The organism is Pseudohalocynthiibacter aestuariivivens (genome assembly GCF_018457175.1).
In the GTDB taxonomy this organism is placed as follows: Bacteria; Pseudomonadota; Alphaproteobacteria; order Rhodobacterales; family Rhodobacteraceae; genus Pseudohalocynthiibacter; species Pseudohalocynthiibacter aestuariivivens.
Map to the genome: position 1 here is coordinate 43,422 of NZ_JAGFNU010000004.1, position 25,627 is coordinate 69,048.

Annotated in this window: 22 protein-coding genes and 1 pseudogene; 7 read left to right on the forward strand and 16 right to left on the reverse strand. The window is 51.8% G+C overall.

The features are described from left to right. Positions 1 to 2 precede the first annotated feature (2 nt). The 6 genes from J4E70_RS07615 to J4E70_RS07640 are packed head-to-tail and all read right to left on the reverse strand — an operon-like array spanning position 3 to position 6,294. A complete protein-coding gene (locus J4E70_RS07615; RefSeq protein ID WP_213888504.1) occupies positions 3 to 779 on the reverse strand; it encodes an ABC transporter ATP-binding protein in 777 nt (258 codons plus the stop codon). Next, positions 776 to 1,633, reverse strand: coding sequence for an ABC transporter ATP-binding protein (locus J4E70_RS07620; protein ID WP_213888728.1), 858 nt, complete (start codon positions 1,631 to 1,633; stop codon positions 776 to 778). The genes J4E70_RS07615 and J4E70_RS07620 overlap by 4 nt, the downstream gene beginning before the upstream one ends. Then, a complete protein-coding gene (nikC, locus tag J4E70_RS07625; protein ID WP_213888505.1) occupies positions 1,627 to 2,553 on the reverse strand; it encodes a nickel transporter permease in 927 nt (308 codons plus the stop codon). The genes J4E70_RS07620 and nikC overlap by 7 nt, the downstream gene beginning before the upstream one ends. Next, on the reverse strand, positions 2,550 to 3,608 hold the full coding sequence (locus tag J4E70_RS07630; RefSeq protein WP_377608072.1) for an ABC transporter permease: 1,059 nt from the start codon (positions 3,606 to 3,608) through the stop codon (positions 2,550 to 2,552). Before J4E70_RS07630 ends, nikC begins: the two co-directional genes overlap by 4 nt. After that, positions 3,609 to 5,204 carry an ABC transporter substrate-binding protein gene (locus J4E70_RS07635; RefSeq protein WP_213888506.1) on the reverse strand — a complete coding sequence of 532 codons (1,596 nt, stop codon included), beginning with the start codon at positions 5,202 to 5,204 and terminating at the stop codon, positions 3,609 to 3,611. A 37-nt stretch (positions 5,205 to 5,241) separates the two neighbouring features. Beyond that, positions 5,242 to 6,294: a dipeptidase gene (locus J4E70_RS07640; protein WP_213888730.1), complete on the reverse strand. Its 1,053-nt coding sequence runs from the start codon at positions 6,292 to 6,294 to the stop codon at positions 5,242 to 5,244. Between the two features lie 191 nt (positions 6,295 to 6,485). Between J4E70_RS07640 and J4E70_RS07645 the strand changes: the two genes are divergently transcribed. The 3 genes from J4E70_RS07645 (at position 6,486) to J4E70_RS07655 (ending at position 9,905) form a co-directional block, all read left to right on the forward strand. Further along, positions 6,486 to 7,400 carry a LysR family transcriptional regulator gene (locus J4E70_RS07645; RefSeq protein ID WP_213888507.1) on the forward strand — a complete coding sequence of 305 codons (915 nt, stop codon included), beginning with the start codon at positions 6,486 to 6,488 and terminating at the stop codon, positions 7,398 to 7,400. A gap of 224 nt (positions 7,401 to 7,624) precedes the next feature. Next, a complete protein-coding gene (locus J4E70_RS07650; RefSeq protein ID WP_377608075.1) occupies positions 7,625 to 8,836 on the forward strand; it encodes an aminopeptidase P family protein in 1,212 nt (403 codons plus the stop codon). Positions 8,837 to 9,353: 517 nt separating this feature from the next. Beyond that, positions 9,354 to 9,905, forward strand: coding sequence for a sugar O-acetyltransferase (locus J4E70_RS07655; RefSeq protein ID WP_213888509.1), 552 nt, complete (start codon positions 9,354 to 9,356; stop codon positions 9,903 to 9,905). A gap of 132 nt (positions 9,906 to 10,037) precedes the next feature. Here the strand turns inward: J4E70_RS07655 and doeA are convergent, their stop codons facing one another. The 10 genes and pseudogenes from doeA to J4E70_RS07705 form a co-directional block, all read right to left on the reverse strand. Continuing rightward, positions 10,038 to 11,219 (reverse strand): ectoine hydrolase DoeA, encoded by a 1,182-nt coding sequence (gene doeA / locus J4E70_RS07660; RefSeq protein WP_213888510.1) that lies wholly within the window; start codon positions 11,217 to 11,219, stop codon positions 10,038 to 10,040. Between the two features lie 204 nt (positions 11,220 to 11,423). Then, a pseudogene (locus J4E70_RS07665) lies at positions 11,424 to 12,269 on the reverse strand (ABC transporter permease); the annotation flags it as partial. Between the two features lie 13 nt (positions 12,270 to 12,282). Beyond that, positions 12,283 to 13,554, reverse strand: a complete 1,272-nt coding sequence (locus J4E70_RS07670; RefSeq protein ID WP_213888512.1) for an ABC transporter permease — start codon at positions 13,552 to 13,554, stop codon at positions 12,283 to 12,285. A gap of 92 nt (positions 13,555 to 13,646) precedes the next feature. After that, positions 13,647 to 14,741: an extracellular solute-binding protein gene (locus tag J4E70_RS07675; protein WP_213888513.1), complete on the reverse strand. Its 1,095-nt coding sequence runs from the start codon at positions 14,739 to 14,741 to the stop codon at positions 13,647 to 13,649. A gap of 112 nt (positions 14,742 to 14,853) precedes the next feature. After that, on the reverse strand, positions 14,854 to 15,954 hold the full coding sequence (locus J4E70_RS07680; protein WP_213888514.1) for an ABC transporter ATP-binding protein: 1,101 nt from the start codon (positions 15,952 to 15,954) through the stop codon (positions 14,854 to 14,856). Positions 15,955 to 16,077: 123 nt separating this feature from the next. Next, the gene (locus J4E70_RS07685; protein ID WP_213888515.1) at positions 16,078 to 16,821 is read right to left on the reverse strand and encodes a maleate cis-trans isomerase family protein; all 744 of its coding nucleotides are present in this window, start codon (positions 16,819 to 16,821) and stop codon (positions 16,078 to 16,080) included. An 8-nt stretch (positions 16,822 to 16,829) separates the two neighbouring features. Further along, on the reverse strand, positions 16,830 to 18,002 hold the full coding sequence (locus tag J4E70_RS07690) for a M24 family metallopeptidase (RefSeq protein WP_213888516.1): 1,173 nt from the start codon (positions 18,000 to 18,002) through the stop codon (positions 16,830 to 16,832). Then, positions 17,995 to 19,188: a diaminopropionate ammonia-lyase gene (locus tag J4E70_RS07695; RefSeq protein ID WP_213888517.1), complete on the reverse strand. Its 1,194-nt coding sequence runs from the start codon at positions 19,186 to 19,188 to the stop codon at positions 17,995 to 17,997. Before J4E70_RS07695 ends, J4E70_RS07690 begins: the two co-directional genes overlap by 8 nt. Before the next feature lies 1 nt (position 19,189). Beyond that, a complete protein-coding gene (locus tag J4E70_RS07700) occupies positions 19,190 to 20,356 on the reverse strand; it encodes an amidohydrolase (protein ID WP_377608080.1) in 1,167 nt (388 codons plus the stop codon). 203 nt (positions 20,357 to 20,559) lie between these two features. Next, entirely contained in the window at positions 20,560 to 21,357 is a 798-nt protein-coding gene (locus J4E70_RS07705; RefSeq protein ID WP_213888518.1) for a YiiX/YebB-like N1pC/P60 family cysteine hydrolase, read from the reverse strand. A 293-nt stretch (positions 21,358 to 21,650) separates the two neighbouring features. On the opposite strand from J4E70_RS07705, the gene speB reads away from it, so the two are divergent. From speB to J4E70_RS07725, 4 genes are all read left to right on the forward strand, one after another. Continuing rightward, positions 21,651 to 22,598, forward strand: coding sequence for an agmatinase (speB, locus tag J4E70_RS07710; protein ID WP_213888519.1), 948 nt, complete (start codon positions 21,651 to 21,653; stop codon positions 22,596 to 22,598). 354 nt (positions 22,599 to 22,952) lie between these two features. Continuing rightward, complete coding sequence (locus tag J4E70_RS07715) at positions 22,953 to 23,546, forward strand: DUF6134 family protein (protein WP_213888520.1); 594 nt, start codon at positions 22,953 to 22,955, stop codon at positions 23,544 to 23,546. A gap of 10 nt (positions 23,547 to 23,556) precedes the next feature. Next, positions 23,557 to 24,234 carry a response regulator transcription factor gene (locus J4E70_RS07720; RefSeq protein ID WP_213888521.1) on the forward strand — a complete coding sequence of 226 codons (678 nt, stop codon included), beginning with the start codon at positions 23,557 to 23,559 and terminating at the stop codon, positions 24,232 to 24,234. Then, positions 24,231 to 25,595 (forward strand): sensor histidine kinase, encoded by a 1,365-nt coding sequence (locus J4E70_RS07725; RefSeq protein WP_213888522.1) that lies wholly within the window; start codon positions 24,231 to 24,233, stop codon positions 25,593 to 25,595. Before J4E70_RS07720 ends, J4E70_RS07725 begins: the two co-directional genes overlap by 4 nt. Positions 25,596 to 25,627 lie beyond the last annotated feature (32 nt).

A 25,627-nucleotide genomic window follows, 5' to 3' on the forward strand; every position in this document is an offset into this window, starting at 1 on the left:
TCTTAGGCAACGATATCGGCGGCAGCCTCACGGCTGTAGCCGATTGACGCCTCAAGCAAGTGTTTCGTGTACGGATGGCTTGGGCGCATTGCCCGCATATCTTCGGCCGTCATCACTTCAACAATTTCGCCAAGCTGCATCACGGCAATACGTGAACACATGTGCCCAACGACCGCAAGATCATGTGACACCATCAGATATGTCAGGCCGTGTTCTGCCCTAAGGTCCGTGAGCAGGTTCAGTATCTCCGCCTGTACCGACACATCGAGCGCCGAGGTTGGCTCATCCAGCAACAGAAACGATGGCTCCGGCGCCAAAGCACGTGCAATCGCCACCCTTTGACGTTGCCCACCAGACAGCTGGTGCGGATAGCGGAACCGGAAAGATGGCCCCAACCCAACATCATCAAGCAGGGTTACAATTCGTTTTTCGATATTGTCAAAACCATGCAGGTAAAGCGTTTCACTGAGCACCTGATCCACCGAATGACGCGGATGAAGCGATGCATAGGGATCCTGAAAGACCATTTGCAGAGTCTTGTAAAATTCGTTGTCCCGGGTGTGATCCAAGGTCTTTCCAGCAACATGAATTGCGCCGGACCAATTAGGGGCAAGTTCAGTTATGGCGCGCAGAATGGTAGATTTACCAGACCCGCTTTCCCCGACGAGGCCAAAGCTCTCGCCCTTTGGAACATCAAATGTTGCGTCTTTAACAGCATCGATCCGGTCTTTTCCTGATCCGAACCAGACTTTCAGGTTTTTTACTGAGATTCCGTTCATCGCGCCCCGCTCACGCTGTCTGTATCGCGCCATGTTGCATCGCGTTCCAACACCGCGAGACGCTCTTGTTTTACGTCCAGTCGCGGCAGCGAATTCAGCAAACCACGCGTATAGGGGTGTTGCGCCTCGTGCAGTTTGTCCGCCACGCAGGTCTCAACAATCCGGCCACCATACATGATCAAAACCCGATCACAGAAAGACGACACAAGATTAAGATCATGGCTGATGAAAATCAGCCCCATGCCGCGTTCCTGCACCAGCTTGTCCATGATCCGCAGCACCTGGGTTTGCACGGAAACATCAAGGGCCGATGTCGGCTCGTCCGCAATCAGAATTCTGGGGTCGGGCACCATCATCATCGCAATCATCACCCGCTGGCCCATGCCACCTGACAATTCATGCGGATATGAACGGTAGACCCGCTCCGGATCGCGGATCGAAACAGCTTCGAGCATCTCCATTGCCTTGCGTTTTGCATCTGCCTTGGTTGACTTGGCGTGGATCGCGTATGCCTCCACAATCTGGTCTCCGACGCGCATCACGGGATTGAGCGAAAACTTAGGGTCTTGCATCACCATCGAAATGCGCTGCCCGCGAACCGAGCGCATTTCCTTTTCGCTCATCGCCATAATGTCGTCGCCTTCAACCGCGATACGTTCAGCCGTTACCTGACCCGGTGGTCGGATCAGGCGCAGAATTGCGCGGCCGGTCATTGATTTACCGGAACCGCTTTCACCAACAATACCAAGGCGTTCCTGACCAAGGGTAAAAGACACTCCACGAACCGCATCAAAAACACCGTTGCGGGTAGGAAACTTCACCCAAAGGTTTTCCACATCAAGCAGGTTCATGATCCACCATCCTTTGGATCAAGCACATCCCGCAAACCATCACCAAGCAGGTTAAACGCAAGACTGACCGTAAAAATCGCAAGCCCAGGAATGGTGGCAACCCACCAGTGATCAAGGATGAACCGTCTGCCTTCTGATATCATGGCGCCCCACTCAGGGCTCGGCGGTTGCGCGCCAAGGCCAAGGAAACCAAGCCCCGCGGCTGCTAGAATAATACCCGCCATATCGAGTGTAACCCGCACAATCAGCGACGAAATACAAAGCGGCCAGATGTGTTTCGTTACAATCCGTGTCGCCCCGGCCCCTTGCAGCTTCACGGCACTGATATAGTCGGAGTTACGAATGGTCAGCGTTTCAGCCCGCGCGATTCGCGCATAGGGCGGCCAGGCCGTAAGCGAGATTGCAAGGACAGCATTTTCAATCCCTGCACCAAGTGCTGCAACAAAGGCCAGCGCCAAGACAAGGCGTGGAAAAGCAAGGAAAATATCGGTGATCCGCATAAGGATCACATCGAGCCACCCACCAGAATACCCCGCAACCGTCCCCACCAGCAAACCCGCAACTGGCGCGATCAGCGCTACTAAAGCAACAATATACAGCGTAATCCGCGAGCCATAGATAAGACGGCTCAGAATATCACGGCCAAGGGAATCCGTGCCAAACACGTGACCCTCGGACCAGAGAGGTTGCAGCCTGTTTCCAAGTTCCTGCGCGAACGGATCATGTGGCGAAATCAAAGGTGCAAACAACGCAACCAGACCAAGACATATCAGGATGCCAAGGCCGAACATCGCCATCGTGTTGGTGCTAAATGAGAGCCACCCCTGATAAAGCGCCACCATCCGCGCCTGATGGCGCGACTGCGGCGTATCAGTCAAAAGCCATTCGCGCAAAGTTTGTTTTTGTGCTTCTGATTGACTCATTTCGCCCTCGGGTCAAAATATTTGTAAAGAAGGTCCGAGAAAATGTTCAGACAGACAAAGACCAGCCCAACAACAACGGTTCCACCCATAACTGCGTTCATATCCGCAGATAGCAAAGCAGTTGTGATGTACGAGCCGATACCGGGCCACGCGAAGATAATTTCGGTCAAAACCGAACCTTCGAGTAACCCGGCGTATGACAGTGCTATCACTGTGATCAGCTGAACCTTGATATTGCCCAGCGCATGGCGCCAAATCACAGCGCGTTCTGACAGGCCTTTCACTCGTGCTGTCGTGATGTACTCACTGCTCAGTTGCTCCAGCATGAAGCTGCGGGTCATACGGCTGATATAAGCCAAACTGTAATACCCAAGAAGCAGTGCAGGTAAGATGATGTGGCTCAACGCATCGCGGAACACATCCCAGTTGCGGTCAAGAAGACTGTCGACAAGGATCATGCCGGTCACTTCGGGAACGATATCCACATAAAAGATACCTACCCGCCCCGGTCCACCAACCCAGCCCAGAATTCCGTAAAAGATAAGAAGGGACACGAGGCCGAGCCAGAAGATCGGCATCGAATAACCAACCAGAGCCAGAACACGTGCGATCTGGTCAATCCAGGAACCGCGCTTGACCGCCGCAATCACACCCAGAGGAACACCTACGAAAACACCAATCAGGGTGCCGAGGGTTGCAAGCTCAAGCGTTGCGGGAAAAACGCGTTTAATATCATCGGCTACAGGACGTGCATTAAGAAGCGAAACACCGAAATCGCCAGTGATGACATCCCAGATGTAGGTTGCGAACTGCACGATCAGGGGTTTATCCAATCCGATCGCCTTGTACGCCGCGTCATATGTTTCCTTTGACGCACTTTCGCCGACAATGGACAAAACCGGATCAACCGGCATCACCCGCCCAATTATGAAAGTGATAAACAACAGCCCCAGCATCGTTATCGCGATGGAGCCTATAATTCGTACAATTGAAAGTAGCGCTTGTAGAAAGGGCGGAGTGTTCCGCCCTTTCGAGGTATCAGTCGTATTTGCCACTTACTTTGTCACCGGCCAGTAGGATACTGCGGTAATAGCGCCGCCGAGGCCTAGGTTCTGGACGTTGGAGCGACGACCGGTCTGTTCGATTTTCTGGAACATGACCGCAAACGGTGAAATTTCCAGGAACTTGCGCTGAATGTCGCCATACATTTGCGCCCGCACGTCACGGTCACCTTCGACAACGGCAGCCGCTGTCATTTCGGTGAGCCCTCCCGTGTCCCAGCTGTTGCGCCAAGCCAAAAGGCCAGTTGCACCTGCTTCGGTCGAGTTATCAGGGTTATACGCAAAAGTACCTGCGTTGGTATGCGGGTCAGGGTAATCCGGACCCCATGCACCAAGGTAAACGTCAAGCTCACGAGCACGGTAGCGCCCAAGGATTTGCTTCGCTGTACCGACGGTGATGTTCACCTTGATGCCCGCAAGCGCCATGGTGTTCTGGAAGCTTTGCGCGATTTCGATCCGCTCTTGTGCTTCACGTACGCCAACTTCGATTTCCAGACCTTCAACACCAGCGGCGGCAAGAAGTTCCTTGGCACGGTCAACGTTCAGGCTGTAAGGCGCATCGTCAATCGCACCCAGATAGGTCGCAGGCAAAAAGTTTTGGTGGATCGTGTATTGACCACGCAGGAAGCTGTCCTGCATACCCTCATAGTCGATCAGGTATTTGATCGCCTCACGAACTTCCGGTTTGCTAAGCACAGGGTGAGCCTGATTAAGAGAGATATACATCAGGCGGCCACGAAGTTCGCTATCAACGTCAATCCCATCAACACCCGTGATACCTGAAATGTCTTCCGGGTTCAGGTTGCGCGCAACGTCGATATCTCCTTGCTCAAGCAGCAAACGCTGCGTGGCGCTTTCCTGAATGTGACGCACGATCACGCGTTCCATTGCCGGAGCGCCTAAATAGAAATCAGGGTTGGAAACCAGAGTTACAGACTCATTTGGCTTCCAGCTTTGGACAGAGTAAGCACCGGACCCTGCAGTGTTCGTCGCAAGCCATGTGTTACCCATGTCACCGTCGACTTCATGCTCCATCACGGTTTTCATATCAACGATACCGCCGATCGTAGCCGTTAGACAGTTCAGCACAAAAGAGGTCGCATAGCGCTTGTCAGTGGTGATCGAAAGGGTGTTTCCGTCCGCCACAATCGTTTCACTGACATTTTCTGGCGTAAAGCCAAATTGCGTCAGAATGAACGCTGGTGTCTTGTTCAGGATAATTACGCGGCGCAGTGAAAACTCAGCATCAGCCGCCGTAACCGGATTGCCGGAATGGAACGTTACTCCTTCGCGCATGGTAAACGTGATGGTCCGGCCGTCTTCAGACACGGTCCAGCTTTCCGCGAGATCAGGCTGATAACCTGCGGTCAGGTCTAGTGGGTCAAAGTTTACGAGCTTGCCGTAAACATTTCGGCTAACGTCGCTGCCCGCAAACTCAAAGGATTGCGCCGGATCAAGTGTTGTTATGTCATCTATTCGGTTTGCAATCACAAGCATGTTGGCCGGCGTTTCCGCCGCCGCAGGCAATGCGGTCATCCCCGTCGCAAGCGCAAGCACTGCACCCGCGAGGATTGGTTTAAAGTTTATCATTTCTTGTCCTTCCTGTTGTTAAAAGAAGAGTGGTTTATTACGCGCCCCAGATTCTTTCCAGAACACGCAACCAGTTTTCGTGGCAAAGTTTTTTTATTAAGGCTTCGTTATAGCCGTGTTTTACCATTGCTACTCGCAATTTAGGCAGACCGGCAATGTCGCCGATCTGTTCGGGAACAACCGCCCCGTCAAAATCAGACCCAAGACCAACATGGTCCTCACCAAGGCTTTCAATCAGGTGATCAAGGTGGCGCAGCATCGTTTCCAATGGTACTTCGGGCAGCATCTGGCCGTCCTCTCGCAGAAAAGCTACAGCAAAATTAAGCCCAACCATACCATTACTTTGCTTGATTGCAGCCAATTGTTTATTCGTCAGGTTTCGCGAATGCGGGCTGATCGCGTTACAATTAGAATGGGTCGCAACCAAAGGCGCGTTGCTGTGCTTGGCAACGTCCCAGAAACCAGCTTCGTTCAGATGCGAAAGATCAATCATGATCCCGAGCTCGTTGCAGCGCTCAACCAGATTCAGTCCATGTTCGGTCAAACCACCACCAATATCGCCGTCGCTCGGAAACCGGAAAGGAACACCTTCGCCGAATATTGTTGGGCGGCTCCATACCGGCCCAATGGAACGGAGCCCAGCCCGATAAAGCACATCAAGCGCATGAAGATTTGCGTCAATCGCTTCCGCACCCTCGATATGCATGATCGCGGCAAGCTGACCTGATTGAAGACAGGTTCGAATTTCCGCAGCCGTTTTGCATATGGTCAGTGCGCCTATCTCTTGCAGCCGAAGCAAGATTGCAGCTTGTTCCAGAACAACCGGCAATGCCTCTGCGCGACCTATCTGATCTGGCAGCGGTAAATCATAGGTCGGCTTGGTCATCTGCGCGTATTTGAATTCCATGTCGATCGGAGACGGTACATAAATGGCAAAGAAACCGCCGCCAAAACCAGCCGTTTTCGCGCGGGGTAAATCAATGTCGCCGTCACGCCCCGAAACAAAGCCATCGACTGCAGATATACCCCCTGCCCTGAAGATTTTCAGCAGAACGTCGTTGTGCCCGTCAAAGACCAGAGGGTGGGTCATATCAGTCATTGCAGCGTCCAATGTTGTTTAGCCAGCCAGTTTTAATGATGTGATGTGGAATCGTTCAGCAGCCCAAGCGTCACTTCAACAAGAATGAGTGTAACAGATAGATTTTCATTCAATAGTCTCAAAGTTATGAGTATTACTCATAGAGCAATGACTAAAAACCAACTGCTTTTGGAGCGTGGAAAATGCGGAAAAACTGGCACAGCGTAAGAGAATATCAGGCTCTGCGTGCAACTATCTCTGGTGGTTCAACAACCTCTGCTGCCAGGCGGCTTGGCCTTACGCAATCGGCAATCAGCCGGTCGATTTCCAGTCTTGAAACAAGGTTAGGTAAAACACTGTTTCAGCGAGAATCCGGCCGGTTGCGCCCCACGGACGAAGCGATCCAGCTAAATGCGCGGCTTGACGATCTGTTTGTCGCGCTGGACCAGATTGACGGAGAGAATGACCAAAGACAGGAAACGCTGAAGCTTATCGCGCCCCCGACCTATGCACACCGGTTTCTGGTGACACGTGTCGCCAGCTTTCTGAAAGCTAACCCCAATATCTTTATCAGCTTTGAAATTGGAACATCTGATGAAGTGGTCACAGGTATTCTGGACAATCGGTTCGACCTTGGCATCACAGGTGTCGAGCTTACGCGAACCGGGTTGAACCTTATCCCCTTTCGCAACTCCCAAACCGTTTGCGTCATGAAGCCAGATCACCCGCTTGCAAAAAAGAAAATCATTCGTCCCGAGGACCTTGATGGTCAGGATATTGTCGCCCTGTCCTCGCGTCATGCACGACGCGCGCAGCTTGAGCGCGCCATCGCCGAAGTTGGCGCCAAGGCTCATGTTGTTGCTGAAACTGGTACAACAGTTGCCGCAATCGAAATGGTGCGTGCCGGGCTGGGGTTGGCCGTCGTCAGCCCGTTTCCCGCCATTCAAGCAAATGAGCAAGACCTGGCAGTGCGCCTGTTTGAGCCCCCTTTGCAATATCGCACTTATTTTGCCGTCTCTGACCATCGGCCGCTTTCCCGCGTCGCGAGGGCATTCATGCGGCACGTGCGTTTAACGACGCCAGGCGACAGTTTTGATACGGCACTGACAGCAGATTGAGGTGACAACACTTTTGATGCTGTAAATCTCAATCAACAGCATCATTTTATTTGACAGACTAGCTGCTCAAATATAATCCGACAGTGCGGTGTGGGCAACGATGGCGTCGTTGCATCCAATCCTATTCACACCGTGGTCATCGCACTGATGTACCAACCATCCTGCACGCCGGGGTGTGTTTGCTGGGCGTGAATTTCCGTCCGGCTTTTGGATAGGAAATGACGATGGATATTAACTCAAGACCTGAAATGTTCACGTGTCACAACGGTGACAAAGCCCCGCTGCCGTTTTCGAACGCTGAATATGAACGCCGCGTTGCCGGCCTGCGCAAAATCATGGCCGCAAAAGATGTGCCTGCCGTTCTGCTTACCTCAATGCACAACATCGCTTACTACACTGGCTTTCTGTATTGTAGCTTTGGCCGGCCCTATGCCTGCGTTGTCACGCAGGACGCAATCACAACCGTTTCGGCCAATATCGACGCGGGCCAACCCTGGCGGCGTTGTTTCGGTGAAAACGTGATTTACACCGACTGGAAGCGCAATAATTACTGGCGTGCGGTTGCATCGCTCGTCGGGTCTGCTGGCCGTATCGGCGTTGAAAACGACCATATGACACTGACAAGTCGTGCAACGCTGAAAGAGTTTTTGGGCAACACAGAACTTGTCGACATTGCTGGCGACACAATGGCAGCGCGTATGCATAAATCGGCTGAAGAGATTGTCCTGATCCGCGAAGGTGCGCGTGTAGCAGACATTGGCGGTGACGCAATCCGTGCCGCAATCCGCGAAGGCGCACGCGAGATCGATATCGCCATGGCAGGGCGCAACGCGATGGAGCTGGAAATTGCCCGTTCGCACCCTAACAGTGAAATCCGCGATAACTGGGTTTGGTTTCAGTCTGGTTTAAACACAGACGGCGCGCATAACCCCGTGACCACCCGCGCGCTGGAACAAGGCGACATCCTGAGCCTCAACACCTTTCCGATGATCTCTGGCTATTACACCGCGCTGGAACGCACCCTGTTTCTGGGCGAGCCTGATGCAGAAAGCCTGCGCCTGTGGAAAGCCAACGTCGCAACACATGAACTGGGCTTGTCGCTTATCCGCCCGGGTGTTACATGCTCTGCAATCTGTGATGAGCTGAACCGTTTTCTGGCTGACGAAAACCTTCTTCAGTACAGATCATTTGGCTATGGTCATTCGTTTGGTGTTCTTTCGCACTACTATGGCCGCGAGGCCGGGCTTGAGCTGCGTGAAGACATTGATACGGTTCTGGAACCCGGAATGGTTGTTTCAATGGAGCCAATGCTTTGGGTTCCCGAAGGAACTGCCGGCGCCGGTGGTTACCGCGAGCACGACATTCTGATTGTTGGCGACGATGGTGCAGAAAACATTACAGGTTTCGCTTACGGGCCCGAAGCCAACATAATCTGAGAAAATAGGCGCGCGGGTTCACTCGCGCGCAACTTTCCAAAGATGGAAACATAACGCCACTAGAGGGCTGAACTAGCTCAGGGTCAGAATTTATGAACTGATTGAAGGAGCCAGATGACAGTTACGATCCCATACTTTCTAATTAGTTAAAGCGTAGCTAACGTCTGCTTTCAAAATGCCGCCCTAAAACCTTTCAAAACACCACCCGTTTTGTCGCGAGTTTTCGTAATAGCGAAGCGCTTGATCTTTCAGCTTTAGATTGTTCGCGACAAAAACCACCGTTTCTTGTTCCATTTGAACTCGTAGATTCGCTTGAAAAACTTCAGTTATCTATAGGCAGGGTATCCATGATCGGCTTACTTCAAATTTTGATCTCGCTGATATTCTCGGCACACTGGCTTTCATTTATTTTTGGCAACAGGGAAGCTAAAGTTCTTGGCCTACGTTACGAAACACTGATGTTCATCAGCATTGTTAGCGCAGTTCTTGGATTCATTTTTATTAGGATTGGGATATAATGACAGAGCGACAGAAAATGGCGGCGGGCAAATGGTACACCTGTCTTGATGACGAGCTAGAGGCGCTTCGGGTCAAGGCGCGGTCAGCGGTGCATCAGCACAATACTCTGCCTTTAGAAGACCGGGGGGCAATCGGACCGAAACTTGCCCGACTCATTAAGGCTAAGAACGCCATCATCGAAGCACCGTTTCACTGCGCCTATGGCATCAACATTGAACTCGGGGACAAGGTTTTCTTAAATGCGGGCTGCACCATTCTGGATTGTGCCACAGTGACCATCAGCGATCAGTGCCAACTCGGGCCCAATGTACAAATCTATTGCGCCGAACACCATAAGGATCCGATCAAGCGATGCCTTGAAGGACTAGAGATCGCCCACCCTGTTCACATCGGCAAACGGGTTTGGGTCGGTGGTGGTGCTATCATTCTGGCGGGTGTTACAATCGGTGAAGGGGCAGTCATAGGTGCGGGTAGCGTTGTCACAAAGGACGTCGATCCTGGCCAAGTAGTAGTGGGCAACCCTGCACGGCCAATTGGCAGCACAGGGTGACTCTTTCTGCTGGTGCTCTTTTCACTCTTTGCGTCAGTATGGGCCCGCAACGATCATCCACACACTTGCAGAAAATTGTCGCTTTGTCCCGCATAGCAGCCCTTCGCTTTTCTTAGTTTATAGGTCCTGCTCTTAATCCTTCACAAACAACTTCCGGGGAGTTGCGCACAGGCATTCCACCCCTGTATCGGTGATCAGGATAGGCTCTGTTATCTCCACCCCACCATCATCAAGCCATAGTGCTGGCATAAAGTGAAAAGTCATTCCGGGTTTGAGTTCTGTACGGTCTCCGCGGCGAAAAGATACCGTTCTTTCACCCCAGTCCGGCGGGTAGGACAGACCAATCGCATAGCCACACCGACTGTCCTTTTCAAAGCCAAGCTGGTTCAGTTTCGCATTGAACGCATTCGCGATATCTTCGGCAAAGTTTCCGGGTTTGGCTTGTTCAAGACCCACTTCAACCGCTTCCAGAACCGCCTTTTCCGAATCAAGATATTTCTTTGGCGGCGCCCCAAAAAACAGGGTGCGCGATTGCGTTGCGTGGTAGCGTCTGTGAACACCTGCCAATTCAAAAAAAGTGCTTTCCCCCGCCTTAAGAGGTTTATCATCCCACGTCAGATGCGGGGCTGTTGCATCCATTCCCGATGGGGCCATAGGCACAATTGCCGGATAGTCTCCCCAGTGCCCGTCAGCCCCGCGAACTGCTGTCCTGTAAATCTCGGCCACCAGATCATTCTTGCGCATGCCGGGTTCTGCGATTTCGATAATTTTTGCATGCATCGCCTCTACGATCTTCGCGGCACGGCGCATGTAAGAAATTTCAGTCTCAGATTTAATGCCGCGTTGCCAGTTCACGAGGCCAGTCATGTCCTTGAAACCGGCCGTGCTCAACGCCCCGACAAGCGACGCGTGCGCGGCGGCGGAGTAGTAGTAATTGTCGAGTTCAACACCAATGTTTCCCTGCGCCCAACCGCGCTCTGACAGCAATGCAGCAAGTGTTTCCATCGGGTGTTTTTCAGGGTTCTGGACGTAGGTATCATCATAGCCGACAATGTTGTCGTGCTGCATGAATGCGGTAAGTTTTGCACCCAGGCCATCCATCGCACGACCCCACCACACAGGTTCACCTTCCATGCCCAGAACAACCGCTTGGTGCACATAAAACGACCAGCCGTCATATCCCGTCAGCCAGTGCATATTCGAAGGGTCTGAAACAATGAGAACATCAACGCCCCTCGCTTGCATGGCGGCGCGTGTCTTGCCAATACGTGCGCTGTATTCTTCGTGGTTAAAATTCAGATTTGCTGATGACATCCCTTGAACCCTTCGGTGACTAACTTGGAAAACTTTAGCAGCACATTCAATTTATAAACGCACAAAAGCGACTTCCTAATGCTGGGTTTTTTTGCCGTTTTCTGTCGGGCTACTGCCCCGACGCTTGCTAAGGCATATGCACAATGCAGGAACAAAAAAAAGGCCGGGCAATTGCCCGGCCTTTTTTTTGGTACTTGTAGCCAATTAGGTTGGCGACATACCCCTCAGGCGCTCGGACCGGCGGCGAAGTAATTCCACAGTTGCAAGCAACAGGATCGAAATCCCCACGAGGATCGTCGCAACTGCTAGAATGGTCGGGCTGATTTGCTCGCGAAGGCCGGTGAACATCTGCCAGGGTAGTGTTTTCTGGCCAGATGAGCCAACGAACAACACAACCACAACCTCGTCAAAAGAGGTGATGAACGCGAATAGTCCACCAGAAATAACACCCGGCAGGATCAGCGGCATCTGAACCTTGAAAAAGGTCGTTACCGGGTTCGCACCCATATTCGCCGCTGCACGTGTGAGACTTCTGTCAAAACCAACGAGCGTTGCCGTGACAGTAATGATCACAAAAGGTATGCCAAGAGCAGCATGCGCCAGAACAACACCGATGTAAGTTCCCTGCAAACCGATCCGAGAATAAAAGAAATACATCCCGGCGGCTGAAATGATCAGTGGAACAATCATCGGAGAGATCAGGATCGCCATGATCGCACGCCGGAAAGGCACGTGGTCCTGGCTAAGGCCGATTGCAGCTAATGTTCCGAAACTGACCGACAGAAGTGTTGCCAGCGGAGCAATGCGCACTGAATTGTAAAGCGCATTTTGCCAATCCGAATTGCTGAAGAAATCTTGGTAGTGTTTCAGCGAATAACCTTCAGGATCAAACGCCAGCATTTCAGGTGTAAAGGTAAAGAAATCCTCTGCGTTAAAGCTTAGCGGGATAATGACGACAATCGGTGCGATCAGGAAGAAAAAGATCAACCCGCAAATCACCCGAAAGCTGTAGTACCAGACCCGCTGGGGCGTCGTTGCATATGGTGGTAAAGCGCTCATTTTGTCACCCCAGTTTCACGTTGTCGATGCCAACGATCTTATCGTAGGCCCAGTAAAGAAGGAGAACCGCCGCCAGCAGGATAGTACCCAAGGCAGCCCCAAGACCCCAGTTAAGTGAGCTTGAGATGTGGTAAGCGATCCGGTTCGAGATAAAGACACCTTTGGTTCCACCCACCAGTTCAGGCGTGATGTAGTAACCAATGGAAAGAATGAAGACGAGGATACATCCAGCTCCAATCCCCGGTACGGACTGCGGAAAGTAAACTCGCCAGAACGCTGTCCAGTTTGTCGCGCCCAGCGATTTTGCGGCGCGAAGGTAAGTCGGAGGAATAGTTTGCATCACCGAATAAAGCGGCAAGATCATGAACGGCAATAGAATATGCGTCATCGCAACAATCGTACCAAACTGGTTGTTGATCATGATCAGCCTGTTTCCATCATCCACAAGACCGACCCAGACCAGGACATCATTTATCACCCCCTGTTGTTGAAGCAGCACCTTCCAGGCGGACGTTCGCACAAGCAGCGATGTCCAGAAGGGCAACAACACCAGAATAAGCAACATGTTCGACGCTTTCGCAGACAGGTTTGCCAGCAGCCAAGCGATTGGATAGCCCAGCAGAACGCAGCTAAACATGATCGTCAAAGACATGAAAATTGTTCGTTTAAACAGTGTGATATAAATCCGCTGATCTTCTTCGCGCGCAGCTATGCCGTCGGGGCTAAGCTGCAAATCGACCGAATTCAGGAAGTAGCCACTCGTGTAGCGAGACGAATATATCTGGATCATCGCCCACATTCCGACATCAGCCCAATCTTCGTCGAGTTCAATGAATTTCTCGCGAAATGGCCCATCCGTTGCAAGGTCCCAGCGCTTGACACTTCTGCCCGATTTCCGAAACAGCGACGATATACCAGTCATTTCATAGTTTAGGCGCGAGCCAAGCCGGGTGTGGGTCTTTGTCTCGACCGCAATCACCAGATCCTCTGCCAAGGCGGCAAAAACCGCCTCATCTGGTGGCTCACCAGTCATTCGGTCCCAGCTTTCAAGCGCGACTACAGTGCGGGGAAGCGTATCCTCGACAATATTATTCTCGACAGAACGGAACAACATATCCGCAATCGGTGCGATAAACGTCACAAGGACAAAGAGAAGCAGAGGTGCAATCAACATCAACGCGCGCAATTTTTCGCGTCTCAGAGCACGATTCAGACTGCGTTTTAGCGGTGTGCCGTCGGCGGCCAGGACCGGACCGGTATCGGTTGCGTCGCTCATATCATCCCCTCGTGTTTTTTTTGTCGTCTTAAAGGTAAAAACGAATTGTTCGGAAGGCGCCCGGAAAGGGCGCCCTCCTAATTTCACTCAAATTATTGAGACAGCCATGCTTGGAATTTTGCATCCAGATCGTCACGGTAGTCTGCCCACCATTCGTAGTTATAGAGGAAGGTGTTTTTCGCATTTTCAGGATCGGTTGGCATATGTGGTGCCATGTCGATGCCCAGTTCTGCATGCATACCAACCAGAGGTGCGGAAGACGCACGTGCTGGACCGTAAGAGATGTACTTTGCCTGATCAGCAAGACGCTGTGTGTCAGTTGCAAAATAGATGTAGTCAAGTGCGCGTGCTTTACGCTCATCGCTCAGACCAGCTGGAATGATCCAACCATCAAGGTCAAACACCTGAGCGTCCCAAAGCATTCCTACAGGCTGCTTTTGCTCTTCGATCAGTGCAAAAAGACGACCGTTATAGGTAGACCCCATAACAACTTCGCCATCTGCCAACAGCTGAGGCGTGTCAGCACCAGCAGACCACCAGATCACATCTTCTTTGATGGTGTCCAGTTTTGCGAATGCCTGTGCCTGACCTTCTTCTGTTTCCAGAACGTCATACACGTCTGCTTTCGCTACGCCATCACAAAGCAGTGCCCATTCCATGTTGTTGATCGGGCGCTTTTCAAGTGACCGACGGCCTGGATAGGCGTCTGTGTCGAAAATTGCGCAAACGCTGGTTGGAGGAGTGTCGCCAACCATATCGGTGCGATAGCCAAACGTGGTCGAGTAAACGATCTGTGGAATAAAGCACTCTGAAACAAGCAGTTCACCAAAGTCTTCGCTGGCAAGGGTTCCATCAGGTGCAGGAGCGAGCTGTGTGTCCGCGTCGATTTCCATTGCCAGACCTTCGTCACACAGGCGCATTGCGTCTGCTGCAACAACGTCAACAACGTCCCATGTCACGTTTCCGGCTTCGTTCATCGCACGAAGTTTAGCCACAGCTTCCGCAGAGCTTTCATCATTGATGATGTTCACATCTGGATTAGCAGCCATGTAGGGGTCGTGATACGCGTTTTGCTGTGAAGAGGAGTATGCGCCGCCCCAGGATACGATCGTCATATCCTCGGCCAGAGCTCCCCCTGCAACCAGCGCAACAACGCTTGCCGTCATTAGTGTTTGGGTTACTTTCATTTAGGTTCTCCCTTAAAAATCCCGTTAATATCTTGCGGTTCAGCACCCCGGGCAAGGTGGCAGACCAATTGTGATGCCGTGTTTTCACACGGCACATGGTAAATCGCGCGCTTTAAGCGTCAAGCGCGCGGCAATCATCAGGCATCCAACCAATTTCAATCGTTTCACCTGGGGTCAGGCGCCGTTGATCCGGTGCATTTCTGGTTTTGACTATGAATTCGTCATTTCCGCCTACCCGCAGACGCGTCCGGAAAATATCACCCATGTAGATAAATTCCAGCACTTCAGCTTTCAACGTGTGTGCGTCGGGGCTTAGCCGGTCTCGGTTATATTCAACACGCTCTGGGCGGATCGAAACACGCGTACGCTCGCCCGCTTTGGAGACATTGATTGGTTTCGCGTCAATCATACCGCCGCTGTCCAGTTTGACCAAAGCAACGCCGTTCTTGATTTCCTCAATAGTGCCTTCCATCGTGTTGTTTTCACCGATGAATTGCGCAACAAAACTATTCTCTGGCGCTTCGTACAACTGATCGGGCGGCGCGATTTGCTGAATACGTCCGTCGTCGAAGACCGCGACGCGGTCAGACATCGTCAATGCCTCTGTCTGGTCATGGGTCACGTAGACCACAGTGATCCCCAAACTATGCGCCAGATGGGTGATCTCAAACTGCATTTTTTCGCGAAGCTGTTTGTCCAGCGCCCCCAGCGGTTCGTCCATCAAAACCAGTTCGGGTTCAAAAACCAGGGCACGGGCCAATGCAACACGCTGTTGCTGGCCACCAGACAATTGCGCCGGGCGACGTCCGCCGAAATCGCCCATTTCCACCATATCTAACGCGCGCTTAACCTTAGCCTCGCGGTCAGATTTACCTATTTTCCTGACTTCCAGCGGAAACGAAAGGTTTTCTGCAATCGTCATATGCGGAAACAAGGCGTAATTCTGAAACACCATGCCAATCCCACGTTTGTGAGGTGGGATGTTGTTGATTGGCTTGCCGCCAAGGCGGATATCACCATGTGTTGCGGTCTCAAACCCGGCCAGCATCATCAGACAAGTCGTTTTGCCAGAGCCTGATGGCCCGAGCATCGTCAAAAACTCGCCCCTGCCGATTGATAGATTAAGATCTTTTACGACGAGTATTTCGCCATCGTAACTTTTCTGAACGTGGTCGAAGACGACAAAGCCGTCATCCTTGGCACTATCTGTCAAGGCATCCCCCTATTTTTTCTGGTCAGCTTCACGCTGATCCTTTGTCTGCATGCAAGCATATCGTAAAATTCATTACAACGCTGCATTTCTTAAAACGCGCACACAATTGCACAAATTCACACGTTAAAGTTGAAACAACATCCCTTTGCCGGTTTCTTGTGCGCGAATGCCAGCAAGTCGCAGCATATTCCAAGCGAGCGCTAGGTTGCTGGAAATAACGGGTTTTCCGATTCGCTGCTCGGCAACGTCTACTATGCCCGCAGTTCTGAGATTAGTACAGGAAACGACGATCGCATCGCATTCGGCCTGCGCTGCGACTCGTTCTATTGCTGACAGAATATCATTTGATTTTATGCGCGCAACGATCCTGTCGTCACCTTCTTCAAATGACCCGAATGCCACAATTTTTCGTCCGGAGTTTTCAATCATCTCACGCATCCTAGCCGAGACTTCAGCAACGTAAGGTGTCACAAATGCGATGGTTTTGGCATCAAAAGCGTCACATGCGGCGATAATACTGCTGATCGGGTCAGCCACTTTAGCGTTTGGATGAACGCTTTGAATCGCTTCTGCGACACCTTTTGGCCCGATCACTGTTGAAGCAGAGGTACAGCCGTACCCTATCACATCAAAGTCAGCAGATGACGGAAGTAACGCCGCCGACGCTGGTAAATCAGCCTGCATCGACTTCAACGTTTCAGATGTAACTTCAGGCTGCATCGGAATGCGACTATGGTACAGTGCAAGACCGTCGATATTCATCAATCGCGCGAATTCGGTTTCGATGGTTTCATCGGTCTGTAAAACGATTAGGCCCAGTGTCGCCCGCGTCCCGATCCCCTCATCTGTTTCAAATGGCAACCGCATTTTCATTCCTATCCGATCACCGGCAACTCGGGTACGGCCCGTTTTGAAAGCAGCCGAGGTGTGCCATCTCTGATCACGATATTCTCCTCATGTACCATGATACGGCCCGAACCATAGCTTAACGACGGTTCTAACGTGATGACCATATCTTCCTTTAGCACGGTCTCGTCAAAAGCTGCGTGCGATGGCCATTCGGTCAATTGCATCCCAAGCCCGTGCCCCAGACGCCCGACATCCCCGCTCTCTTTGTCAAAGGTGCTGATCACATCCTGCATGGCCGAAAACAACTCGCGGCACGTAACACCCGGTCGCGCCGCGTCCAGCCCTGCCTCTGTTGCGTGATAAAGCACCTCATAAGCCTTCTGCGAAAGTTCATCTGCTTTGCCAATCGCGAAATTGCGGTCAAAATCACAAAAGTAGCCGTCAAAAACCGACCCGGTATCGAGCATCAGAATATCACCTCTCTGAAGCGGACGGTCGGTTGGCGGTGAAATGACATCATTATACCCGCCCTGATCGGCACCACCAACCAGATATGGAACATCATCAGCACCTTCTGACAGACAGGCCATGCGAAAGGCGCGGAATACTTCAGACAGGGGCTGGCCCTCAAAAAAGAGCTTGCCTGCCTTATCGAAAGTACGGGATGCAACCCTGCAGATATGGGCGATTTTTTCAATCTCGGCTTCAGATTTCACCATTCTGAGAGAACGGATAATATCAGTAGCGTCCCCGATCTTGAGACCGGGTAAACCAGAAATCAGGCGTTCATAGTCGCCAAGGGGCATCCGAAGCCCGGTTTCATGCCCTTTTAGAATGCCAATCGTCGCGCCGCGCTTTGAATATGGCGTCAAAAGATCTATGAGTAATGAAATGCCATCATCCGACGGCGCTGGCGCGCTCCACGACCGGATATCGTCAACCCATGTTCGACGCATCAAAGCAGCGCCAATTTCAGGAATGACTGCTATAGGTTTCCCCTCCGCAGGCAGAAACAAGAACCAAGGGCGGGTTGGGCTTTGCCAAAACAAGGTTTGGAACCCGGAAAAGTAACGTATCTCCGGCTCACTCAGCAGCAGCATCCCATCAAACCCATGACGTGCCATCAAATACTGGGCTGCAGAAAGCCGCGTTTCATACTCCGCGATCTCAAAACCCCGTTTAGGAGCAACTTCAGGCATGAGCGTCCTCTTGCATCATTTGCGCATAAATCTCGGGGTCAGTGATCCCTTCAGAACCAATAACCAAAACAGTGGATGTTTCATCAAGGTTTAAGGTCATACTCAAATCCGCACGGCGTGCCGCCGCTATTACCGCCGCGAGCCCTGCCACAGCGGACTCACCGGCCTGAATTTCAGGATCACCCGGCAATGGACGCGCGAGCAAGCGTACAGTTGGGCCGACAACCGCGTCGGGTATCGTCAGAAAGTCTGACGCCTCATCATCTAGAATTTCCCAGGCCATTGCAGAAGGTTCCCCGCAGGATAGCCCTGCCATAACTGTTTCCTCGTTAATCGGAACCGACCGCATTTCGCCCATTTTCGCGCTTTCAAACAGGCAAGCTGCCAAGCCAGGCTCTGCAATCACAACGCGGGGGCTGTCTTCGCCCCAGTGCTGTCGAAAGGCCGCACAAACACCAGCGGCCAAACCGCCAACACCACCTTGCAAGATGACATGGCTGGGTGATGTTTCCAGAGCATCAGTAATTTCCTGCACCATTACACCATAGCCTGACATGACATCGCGCGGCGGGTCTGAGTATCCTTCCCAAGATGTATCCGACACAACGAACCACCCATTTGCTTCGGCCTCGCTGCGGGCCAGTTCAACCGACGCATCATAATCGCCATCAATACGAACAACCTGTGCTCCCAGATCGCGCATCGCCTGCGCGCGGCCTTCGGACACCTCGGCATGAATGTAAATCCGGCAAGGCGCGCCAAAGCGCTGGCACCCCCAGGCGAGCGACCGCCCATGATTTCCGTCTGTCGCAGAGACAAGGGTGATCTTCGAAACCACATCAGCATATTTGCCTTTGCGAATGTCCGAGAGCGTAACCTCTGCTCCAACGAATTTGGAGACTTCTCTTTGCAAAACACGAAGTGCGGCATAGGCGCCGCCCAGCGCCTTGAAACTGCCAAGCCCAAACCGCGGGCCTTCGTCTTTGTAAAGGATGTTGCTGAGCCCGAGTTCACGGGCCAAAGCCTTCAGCTCATACAGCGGTGTTGGTTCATACCCCTGCCACGTAGTAATTTCAGACCTTGCTGTTGCGAAATCTGCGCGGCTCAGAACTGTTTCTGCAGCTTGGCCAGTATGGCGTTTGTGAGGAACGTGGTGCACCTCGGCAGCATCGTATGCAGCGAACATATCAGGTATCCTTAAGTGGCAAGCGTTGTTTGGCAAGTGCAGCCCAGAACCCTGCACCTGTCAGCAACACGTCATCGTTGAAATCATAGTCCGAAGAATGCAGAGGGCGGCCATGCGCCCCGTCCTGCCCGTTCCCCAAAAGCAGAAAACAGCCGGGAACGGCGTTGCTGAAATGGGCAAAATCTTCGGAAAATGACATTGGAATGCGGTCGGGGATGATTTCGTCAGTCACTTCAGCAGCGGCTCTCAGCACGGCATTTACAGGCTCCTCAGCATTTATCGTCTCAATAAATTCGGTCCGAAAATTCACGGTAATCCTAACCCCGTGTGCCGCCGCAATCCCCTCTGTGATCTGGCGCATAAAACGCTCTACCGCAGCACGCGTTTCCGGATCACGCGTACGCACATCGCCCTTCAGCTTAGCCCGCCCTGGCAAGACATTGCGCTGCCCGTCGGTTATGAATTCAGTAACGGAAACTACGGCGCCAGCAGAGGGTGGCAATTTACGCGCAACGATGCTTTGCAAAGCCTGCACAACATCTGCACCAACAAGAATTGCATCCACCCCAACTTGTGGCATGGAGGCGTGTCCGCCTTGCCCTTCTATTTCAATTTCAAAAAGGCTTTCGCTTGAGCAGATAATCCCGACGCGAGTAGAGATTTCGCCCATGGGCGCACCGGGTAAATTATGTATGGCATAGACCTCTTCGACGGGAAACCGATTGAAAACCCCATCCTCAAGCATTGCCTTGGCACCTAACCCATGTTCCTCGTTCGGCTGGAAGAGAAACACAACGGTCCCATCGAAATCGCGGTTATCTGCCAGCCTTTTCGCAGCCCCAAGCAACATTGCCATGTGCCCGTCGTGACCGCAGGCGTGCATTTTCCCGGGTTTCTCTGAAACGTGGTTGTGTGTGCTCGCTTCATGAATTGGCAGCGCGTCCATATCGGCGCGTAGCGCGATCGCCCGGTTTCCCTTCCCATTGCGCAAAACGCCGACAACACCAACGCCCTCGTGCACTTCGAGCCCAAAACTGCGTAGCGCCTCGGCTACTTTCGCAGCAGTCTCATGTTCTTCAAACCCAAGCTCCGGTCTTTGATGAAACAAATGGCGGTACCCGACCATCAGGTCGTGCAATGCAGAGTCATCTGAACGCTTATCTTGCATGGGCAGCCCTTTAATTTCAGGTAAATCTTAGCAACTTTAGTCGCGGAAAAAACCCAAGTTTAAACCCTGATTCGCGTTATTTAGTATCTTTTATGCTCATTAGTGAATTTTTAACGCTCTGTTCGCAAAGCACTGCAAATCCCAAGAAATTGCGGCACTGCCAGTTCGACCCGCACCCAAACCTGAGGTGGTGAGCTAGAACACTACTTCTCCAACGACGCTGCGGTCGGGCTGGTCCAAACGAGTTTCTTATAGTCAAAACCTTGAACAAGCGTTGGCTTCACAACTTCAAAATAGGGTGACAGATCAAAATCGCGAGGTGTGAACAGGGAATGATGGCGAATTTGGTATATTTCCTGTCTGGCAAAATCACCCTCAGGTCCTTTTATTTTCACATCAGGTAAAATCGGGTATCGCACAGACTGGAACGCCTGCGCAATCAGGGACGAGCAAATTGCGCGCGTCGGGTCCCCCGAACCGAATGCCAGCATCCTGCGCCGCCAGCGGACGGGAACAGGGGGTGTGGGAAAGAAATACCGGAGCAGATCAAATATATGACGCAGGTCATAGCGGAGGCCAAGCTTGCCAACCATGAAATCGACGACCATGGCGCGGTCTTCGTCGGTCAAATTCTTTGCTCGGCAAATGCGGGTGTTGTAGGTTTCATATTTAGACAGGGGTGCTGCAACGCAGCCTTCACCAAGGTTGACCTCTACCAGTCGTGGGCGTTCTTCGCCCGTCTGAAGTTCGGGCAACACATCGCCCACAAAAATCGCTGCGTGCGACCAGGTTGACTGCGTCAGATACTTGATTGCATTTGAAATACGCTCATTGCCCTCAATCAAAAGAACATCGCCGGGCAGAAGCGTTTGGCAGAGCGTTTGATAGTCTGACGGCGTGTAGGGCTGATAGCCAGAGCTGCGCATATGAAGCTTGACCGCTAGGCGACCACCGATCTTGCTTAGAAAACGGCTGTAAGCTTTACCCAATCTCGTTTGCATATTCCGCCCTCCTCATTCTAATTTAGTGAAAAGCTACCCCGCTGATAAGCGAAACGAGGCATTGTTCACGCAGACGGGAATAATCGTGTCAGGCTCTGAAGTTTGCGACGCGTTTCACTTTCCAAACGCATCAACGGCAATCTTGGGTCAACGGCCCACAAAATCGTTGCGTATTTCCCCGGTAACAGCAAGTCTTGTGCTGTTATCGTTAGCAAGAGCTATCGTGTGGGCAAGCAAAAATACAGACCTGCAAGACAGTTTGCACGGGTCAGTAAAACCGGGGGAAAATCTCTATGGCATTCAATCAACCACTGGGCGGCAATGACATGCCACGTTTCGGCGGGCTACCCACTATGATGCGGCTTCCGCTTCAGGAGACTGCAAAGGGATTGGACGCGTGTTTTGTGGGAATCCCGATGGATATCGGCACCTCCCACCGATCCGGCACCCGCTTTGGACCTCGGCAAATTCGTGCAGAATCTGCAATGATCCGCCCCTATAATATGTGGAGCAAGGTTTCCCCGTTTGACTCGCTCCAGATAGCAGACATCGGCGACATCGCGATTGATACGTTTGATCTGAAAAACTCCGTTAAAATTATAGAAGAAGCTTATGACGAGATTCTGGAACATAACGTTATCCCGCTGGGCATCGGGGGCGATCACACACTCACCTATCCGATTTTACGGGCAATCCGAAAAAAACACGGCCCCGTCGGGCTGATCCATGTGGACGCGCACGCCGATATTAACGATCTGATGTTTGGGGAAAAAATCGCCCATGGCACTCCGTTTCGACGGGCTGTCGAGGATGATTTGCTTGATCTTAATCGCGTCGTTCAGATTGGGGTGCGCGCCACAGGCTATGAGGCGGATGATTTCGACTGGCCGCGAAAACAGGGCTTTCGTGTCGTTCAGGCAGAGGAGATTTGGTATAAGTCACTTGCACCGCTTATGGGTGAGGTGCGCGAACAAATGGGTGACAGCCCGGTCTACATCTCTTTTGATATCGATAGTTTTGATCCGGCTTTCGCACCGGGTACCGGCACAACGGAACCAGGCGGCCTGACTTCAATTCAAGGTATTGAAGCGATCCGAGGCTGCGTCGGCCTGAATATCGTGGGGTGCGATCTTGTTGAGGTTTCGCCGCCTTACGATCACACCGGTGCAACTGCCAACCTGGCCGCCAACATCTTGTTCGAAATGCTTTGCGTCTTGCCGGGGGTCAAACCACGTGCGTGAGAGATTCGTCTAAAAACTATTAACCCTAGTATCTCACATCCATACAGAAAATTACTGTCATCGCGGCCCTTTGAAAACCTTACAAAAGGTACAGCAGATGGAAAAATCCTCATCAAAAAGACTTAACGGTTCTTTTAGTTCCAGAATGCAATCGTTTTGCCGTAACACCTCTGTTTGTTGCAGCAATACACGGAATACCGAGTCGCGTTCTTGCTGAAACCCCTCTCCATCACCTGCGGGACAGTACAAGAAAAAGCCATCCATGATGGAAATTTGACAATCGTAAGTATTCTGTAAGCTAAACTCTTCATTTCACCAACCAGACTCAAGAAAACTCGTTTTGGTGGAGAAAACATGCGTATCCTTACATTGATTACTGGCTTGGCAATTGCCTTTGCAGCGCCGCTTAATGCGGCATCTATCCCCGCATCAGGGCAACTCAACTTTGATGTTGTGCGCAAAGGTAAGGATATCGGCGATCACAGCTATCGTTTTTCGGGCTCGCCGGGGTCATTTTCAGTGACCGTTTCAACCGATGTTATAGTGCGTGTGCCATTGATCCGCATCGCAGCCTACAGGTTCGAACATTCAAGCGTTGAAATCTGGCGAGGCGGCGAACTGCAGACACTTGTTTCGACAACAAACGACGATGGTACACCGCACGAACTGAACACCGGAAACCAAGGGCCTTTGCCCGCAAGTCTGTGGAATGGCGATATCGTGCGCAGCGGTCAGTTGATGAATACAATCGACGGAACAATTATGTCTGTTCGTGTCGCAGACCTAGGCAGTGAAAATGTCCCGGTCAACGGTGGAAACCTGAATGCCCATCACTATCGCATCTCAGGCGGCTTGGAACGCGATCTTTGGTATGATGAGAACGGCAACCTTGCGCGCGTCGCGTTCAAGGCAGAAGATGGCTCCACGGTGACATACATTCGAAAATAGGCTCTGTTTCATGCGGCTACTTTATGTAGAAGATAATGAAAAGCTGGCGCAAAATACATGCGCCAGTCTTGAGAAAAGCGGTTTCACCGTAGATACTGTGCATACGGGTGAAGATGCGCGCCATTCTGCAAGGTCCTTCACCTATGATGCCGTTATTCTTGATCTTGGCCTGCCGGATGTAGACGGTCTTTCGGTGTTGTGTGAAATCAAACAAGCAAATAGCGAGACGCCTATCATCATCTGCACTGCGCGGGATGCGCTTGATGACCGCATCAAAGGGCTGAATTCCGGCTCGGATGACTATCTGATCAAACCGTTTGACGTTTCTGAACTGGTCGCCCGGATCAAGGCCGTTATGCGCCGCCCCGGTGGGGTCCTAGGGCTGGTGCTGACATCAGGTAACATTAGCTTTGACACGATTGACCGTTCTGTTTCGATTGATGGAAATGCAGCCCGATTTTCAAAACGAGAGCTTGATTTGCTTGAGTTATTCATGCGCAAGAAGGGCCGCATCCAATCAAAAGATGCGATTGAAAATGCGCTTTACGGGTTTGATGAACCGCCAACACCCAATGCGATTGAGGTTGCAACGCACAGACTGCGAAAGAAATTGATTGATCTTGGGGCTACAACCGGCATCCATACCCTAAGGGGGATTGGGTATATGCTGGAAGATGATGGTCAATGAACACATTCGCCGCGTTGTTTGGGGAACGCTATTCCCTTCGGCGAAATTTGGTTTTCAATATTACCTTAGCGCTTTGTTTTTGTATTGCTGCTGCTTGTATTATTCTGATCCGGGAATTTTACGAGCATCTCGATGAAAACCTCGAAGCCGCGCTGAGCCTGGAAGCAAAAGAAGTTATTGGGCAGATCGACCCGGATGCAACAAACTATGGGTTGAACCCTGACGCAATTCGGTTTCGGGGCGTTGAGGGGATCTATCGATACACCGTTTTTGAAAGCTCAGGCAACCCGGTAGCCGGGGGCGAAACATCGCCTGAGATAGCGCAGCAAATGCTTGCGCTTGATCTTGGTGCAACTGAGAAAATTCGTTTGTTAGGCGACCGGATCGGCGTTGGGCTTAAGGCCAGAATTAATGACACCGATTTCTATGTACTTGTCTCGACGTACCCAGCCAACCTTGAAGAAACACGACTACAGAAACTCTATCATGAGGTCGAGGAAGAAATTGGCTGGGTCTTTCTGGGAATATTTTTAATCCTGACTGCTGCACTGCTTGCCACCCGCCAGTCCCTTAGGTCGTTGCACGAAATCTCGCAGCAGGCGCAAGACATTGGGCCAACAGACCCGGATCGGCGTTTGTCCACAGACAAGTTGCCTTCTGAAATCGCCCCATTGATTGACGCGGTAAACGGTGCCTTTGCCAGATTGGAACAAGGTTACCGTTCGCAACGCGATTTCTCGTCCAATGTTGCCCACGAAATAAGGACGCCACTGGCGGTTTTGCGTTCCAGTGTGGAAAGGATTGAAAATTCAAAGCTTCGGACCGACATCAAACAGGATGTCAGCAGGCTCGACAGAATGTTTGAACAACTTATCGACCTGTCTCGCGCCGATGCCTCGGCACAAACAGCCTATTCCAAGGTCGATTTACGCAAGCTAGCAGTTGATCTTGCATCAGATATGGCCTCCGAAACCATCCGCTCCGGCAGAACGCTCGCTGTTACCGGAGCGTCACAAAGCTTTGTCGTGGGTAATCCGGGGTTACTGACGATAGCACTTGGAAATCTCGTTCGAAATGCGCTGCACTATTCATCCGAAGGCACCGAAGTTGAGATTGAAGTTTTGGAAAAACCTGCAGGCTTGCGCGTGCTTGACCGCGGTCCTGGTGTGCCTGAGAAATTAAAAACCGATCTGTTTGAACGTTTCAACCGCGGGTCCTCTTCTGGGTGCAAGCCCGTCGGTTCTGGACTCGGATTGGCGATCGTAAAATCTGTAGCCGACGCGCATGATGCGAAAGTCCGCATTGAGGACCGACAAGGTGGCGGAAGTGATTTTGTCTTTGATTTTTCGCAACACGCCTAGAGCAAACCCAATCTACTGCTCTGAGGTCAGGA

Bases quoted from the DNA above. Each gene is read 5' to 3' on its own strand.
- doeA (WP_213888510.1), bottom strand. From the start codon at position 11,219: ATGTCATCAGCAAATCTGAATTTTAACCACGAAGAATACAGCGCACGT.
- J4E70_RS07635 (WP_213888506.1), bottom strand. From the start codon at position 5,204: ATGATAAACTTTAAACCAATCCTCGCGGGTGCAGTGCTTGCGCTTGCG.
- J4E70_RS07725 (WP_213888522.1), top strand. From the start codon at position 24,231: ATGAACACATTCGCCGCGTTGTTTGGGGAACGCTATTCCCTTCGGCGA.
- J4E70_RS07700 (WP_377608080.1), bottom strand. From the start codon at position 20,356: ATGCAAGATAAGCGTTCAGATGACTCTGCATTGCACGACCTGATGGTC.
- speB (WP_213888519.1), top strand. From the start codon at position 21,651: ATGGCATTCAATCAACCACTGGGCGGCAATGACATGCCACGTTTCGGC.
- J4E70_RS07645 (WP_213888507.1), top strand. From the start codon at position 6,486: ATGCGGAAAAACTGGCACAGCGTAAGAGAATATCAGGCTCTGCGTGCA.
- J4E70_RS07715 (WP_213888520.1), top strand. From the start codon at position 22,953: ATGCGTATCCTTACATTGATTACTGGCTTGGCAATTGCCTTTGCAGCG.
- J4E70_RS07650 (WP_377608075.1), top strand. From the start codon at position 7,625: ATGGATATTAACTCAAGACCTGAAATGTTCACGTGTCACAACGGTGAC.
- J4E70_RS07615 (WP_213888504.1), bottom strand. From the start codon at position 779: ATGAACGGAATCTCAGTAAAAAACCTGAAAGTCTGGTTCGGATCAGGA.
- J4E70_RS07695 (WP_213888517.1), bottom strand. From the start codon at position 19,188: ATGTTCGCTGCATACGATGCTGCCGAGGTGCACCACGTTCCTCACAAA.
- J4E70_RS07655 (WP_213888509.1), top strand. From the start codon at position 9,354: ATGACAGAGCGACAGAAAATGGCGGCGGGCAAATGGTACACCTGTCTT.
- J4E70_RS07675 (WP_213888513.1), bottom strand. From the start codon at position 14,741: ATGAAAGTAACCCAAACACTAATGACGGCAAGCGTTGTTGCGCTGGTT.
- J4E70_RS07705 (WP_213888518.1), bottom strand. From the start codon at position 21,357: ATGCAAACGAGATTGGGTAAAGCTTACAGCCGTTTTCTAAGCAAGATC.
- J4E70_RS07640 (WP_213888730.1), bottom strand. From the start codon at position 6,294: ATGACCCACCCTCTGGTCTTTGACGGGCACAACGACGTTCTGCTGAAA.
- nikC (WP_213888505.1), bottom strand. From the start codon at position 2,553: ATGAGTCAATCAGAAGCACAAAAACAAACTTTGCGCGAATGGCTTTTG.
- J4E70_RS07670 (WP_213888512.1), bottom strand. From the start codon at position 13,554: ATGAGCGACGCAACCGATACCGGTCCGGTCCTGGCCGCCGACGGCACA.
- J4E70_RS07685 (WP_213888515.1), bottom strand. From the start codon at position 16,821: ATGCGGTTGCCATTTGAAACAGATGAGGGGATCGGGACGCGGGCGACA.
- J4E70_RS07720 (WP_213888521.1), top strand. From the start codon at position 23,557: ATGCGGCTACTTTATGTAGAAGATAATGAAAAGCTGGCGCAAAATACA.
- J4E70_RS07690 (WP_213888516.1), bottom strand. From the start codon at position 18,002: ATGCCTGAAGTTGCTCCTAAACGGGGTTTTGAGATCGCGGAGTATGAA.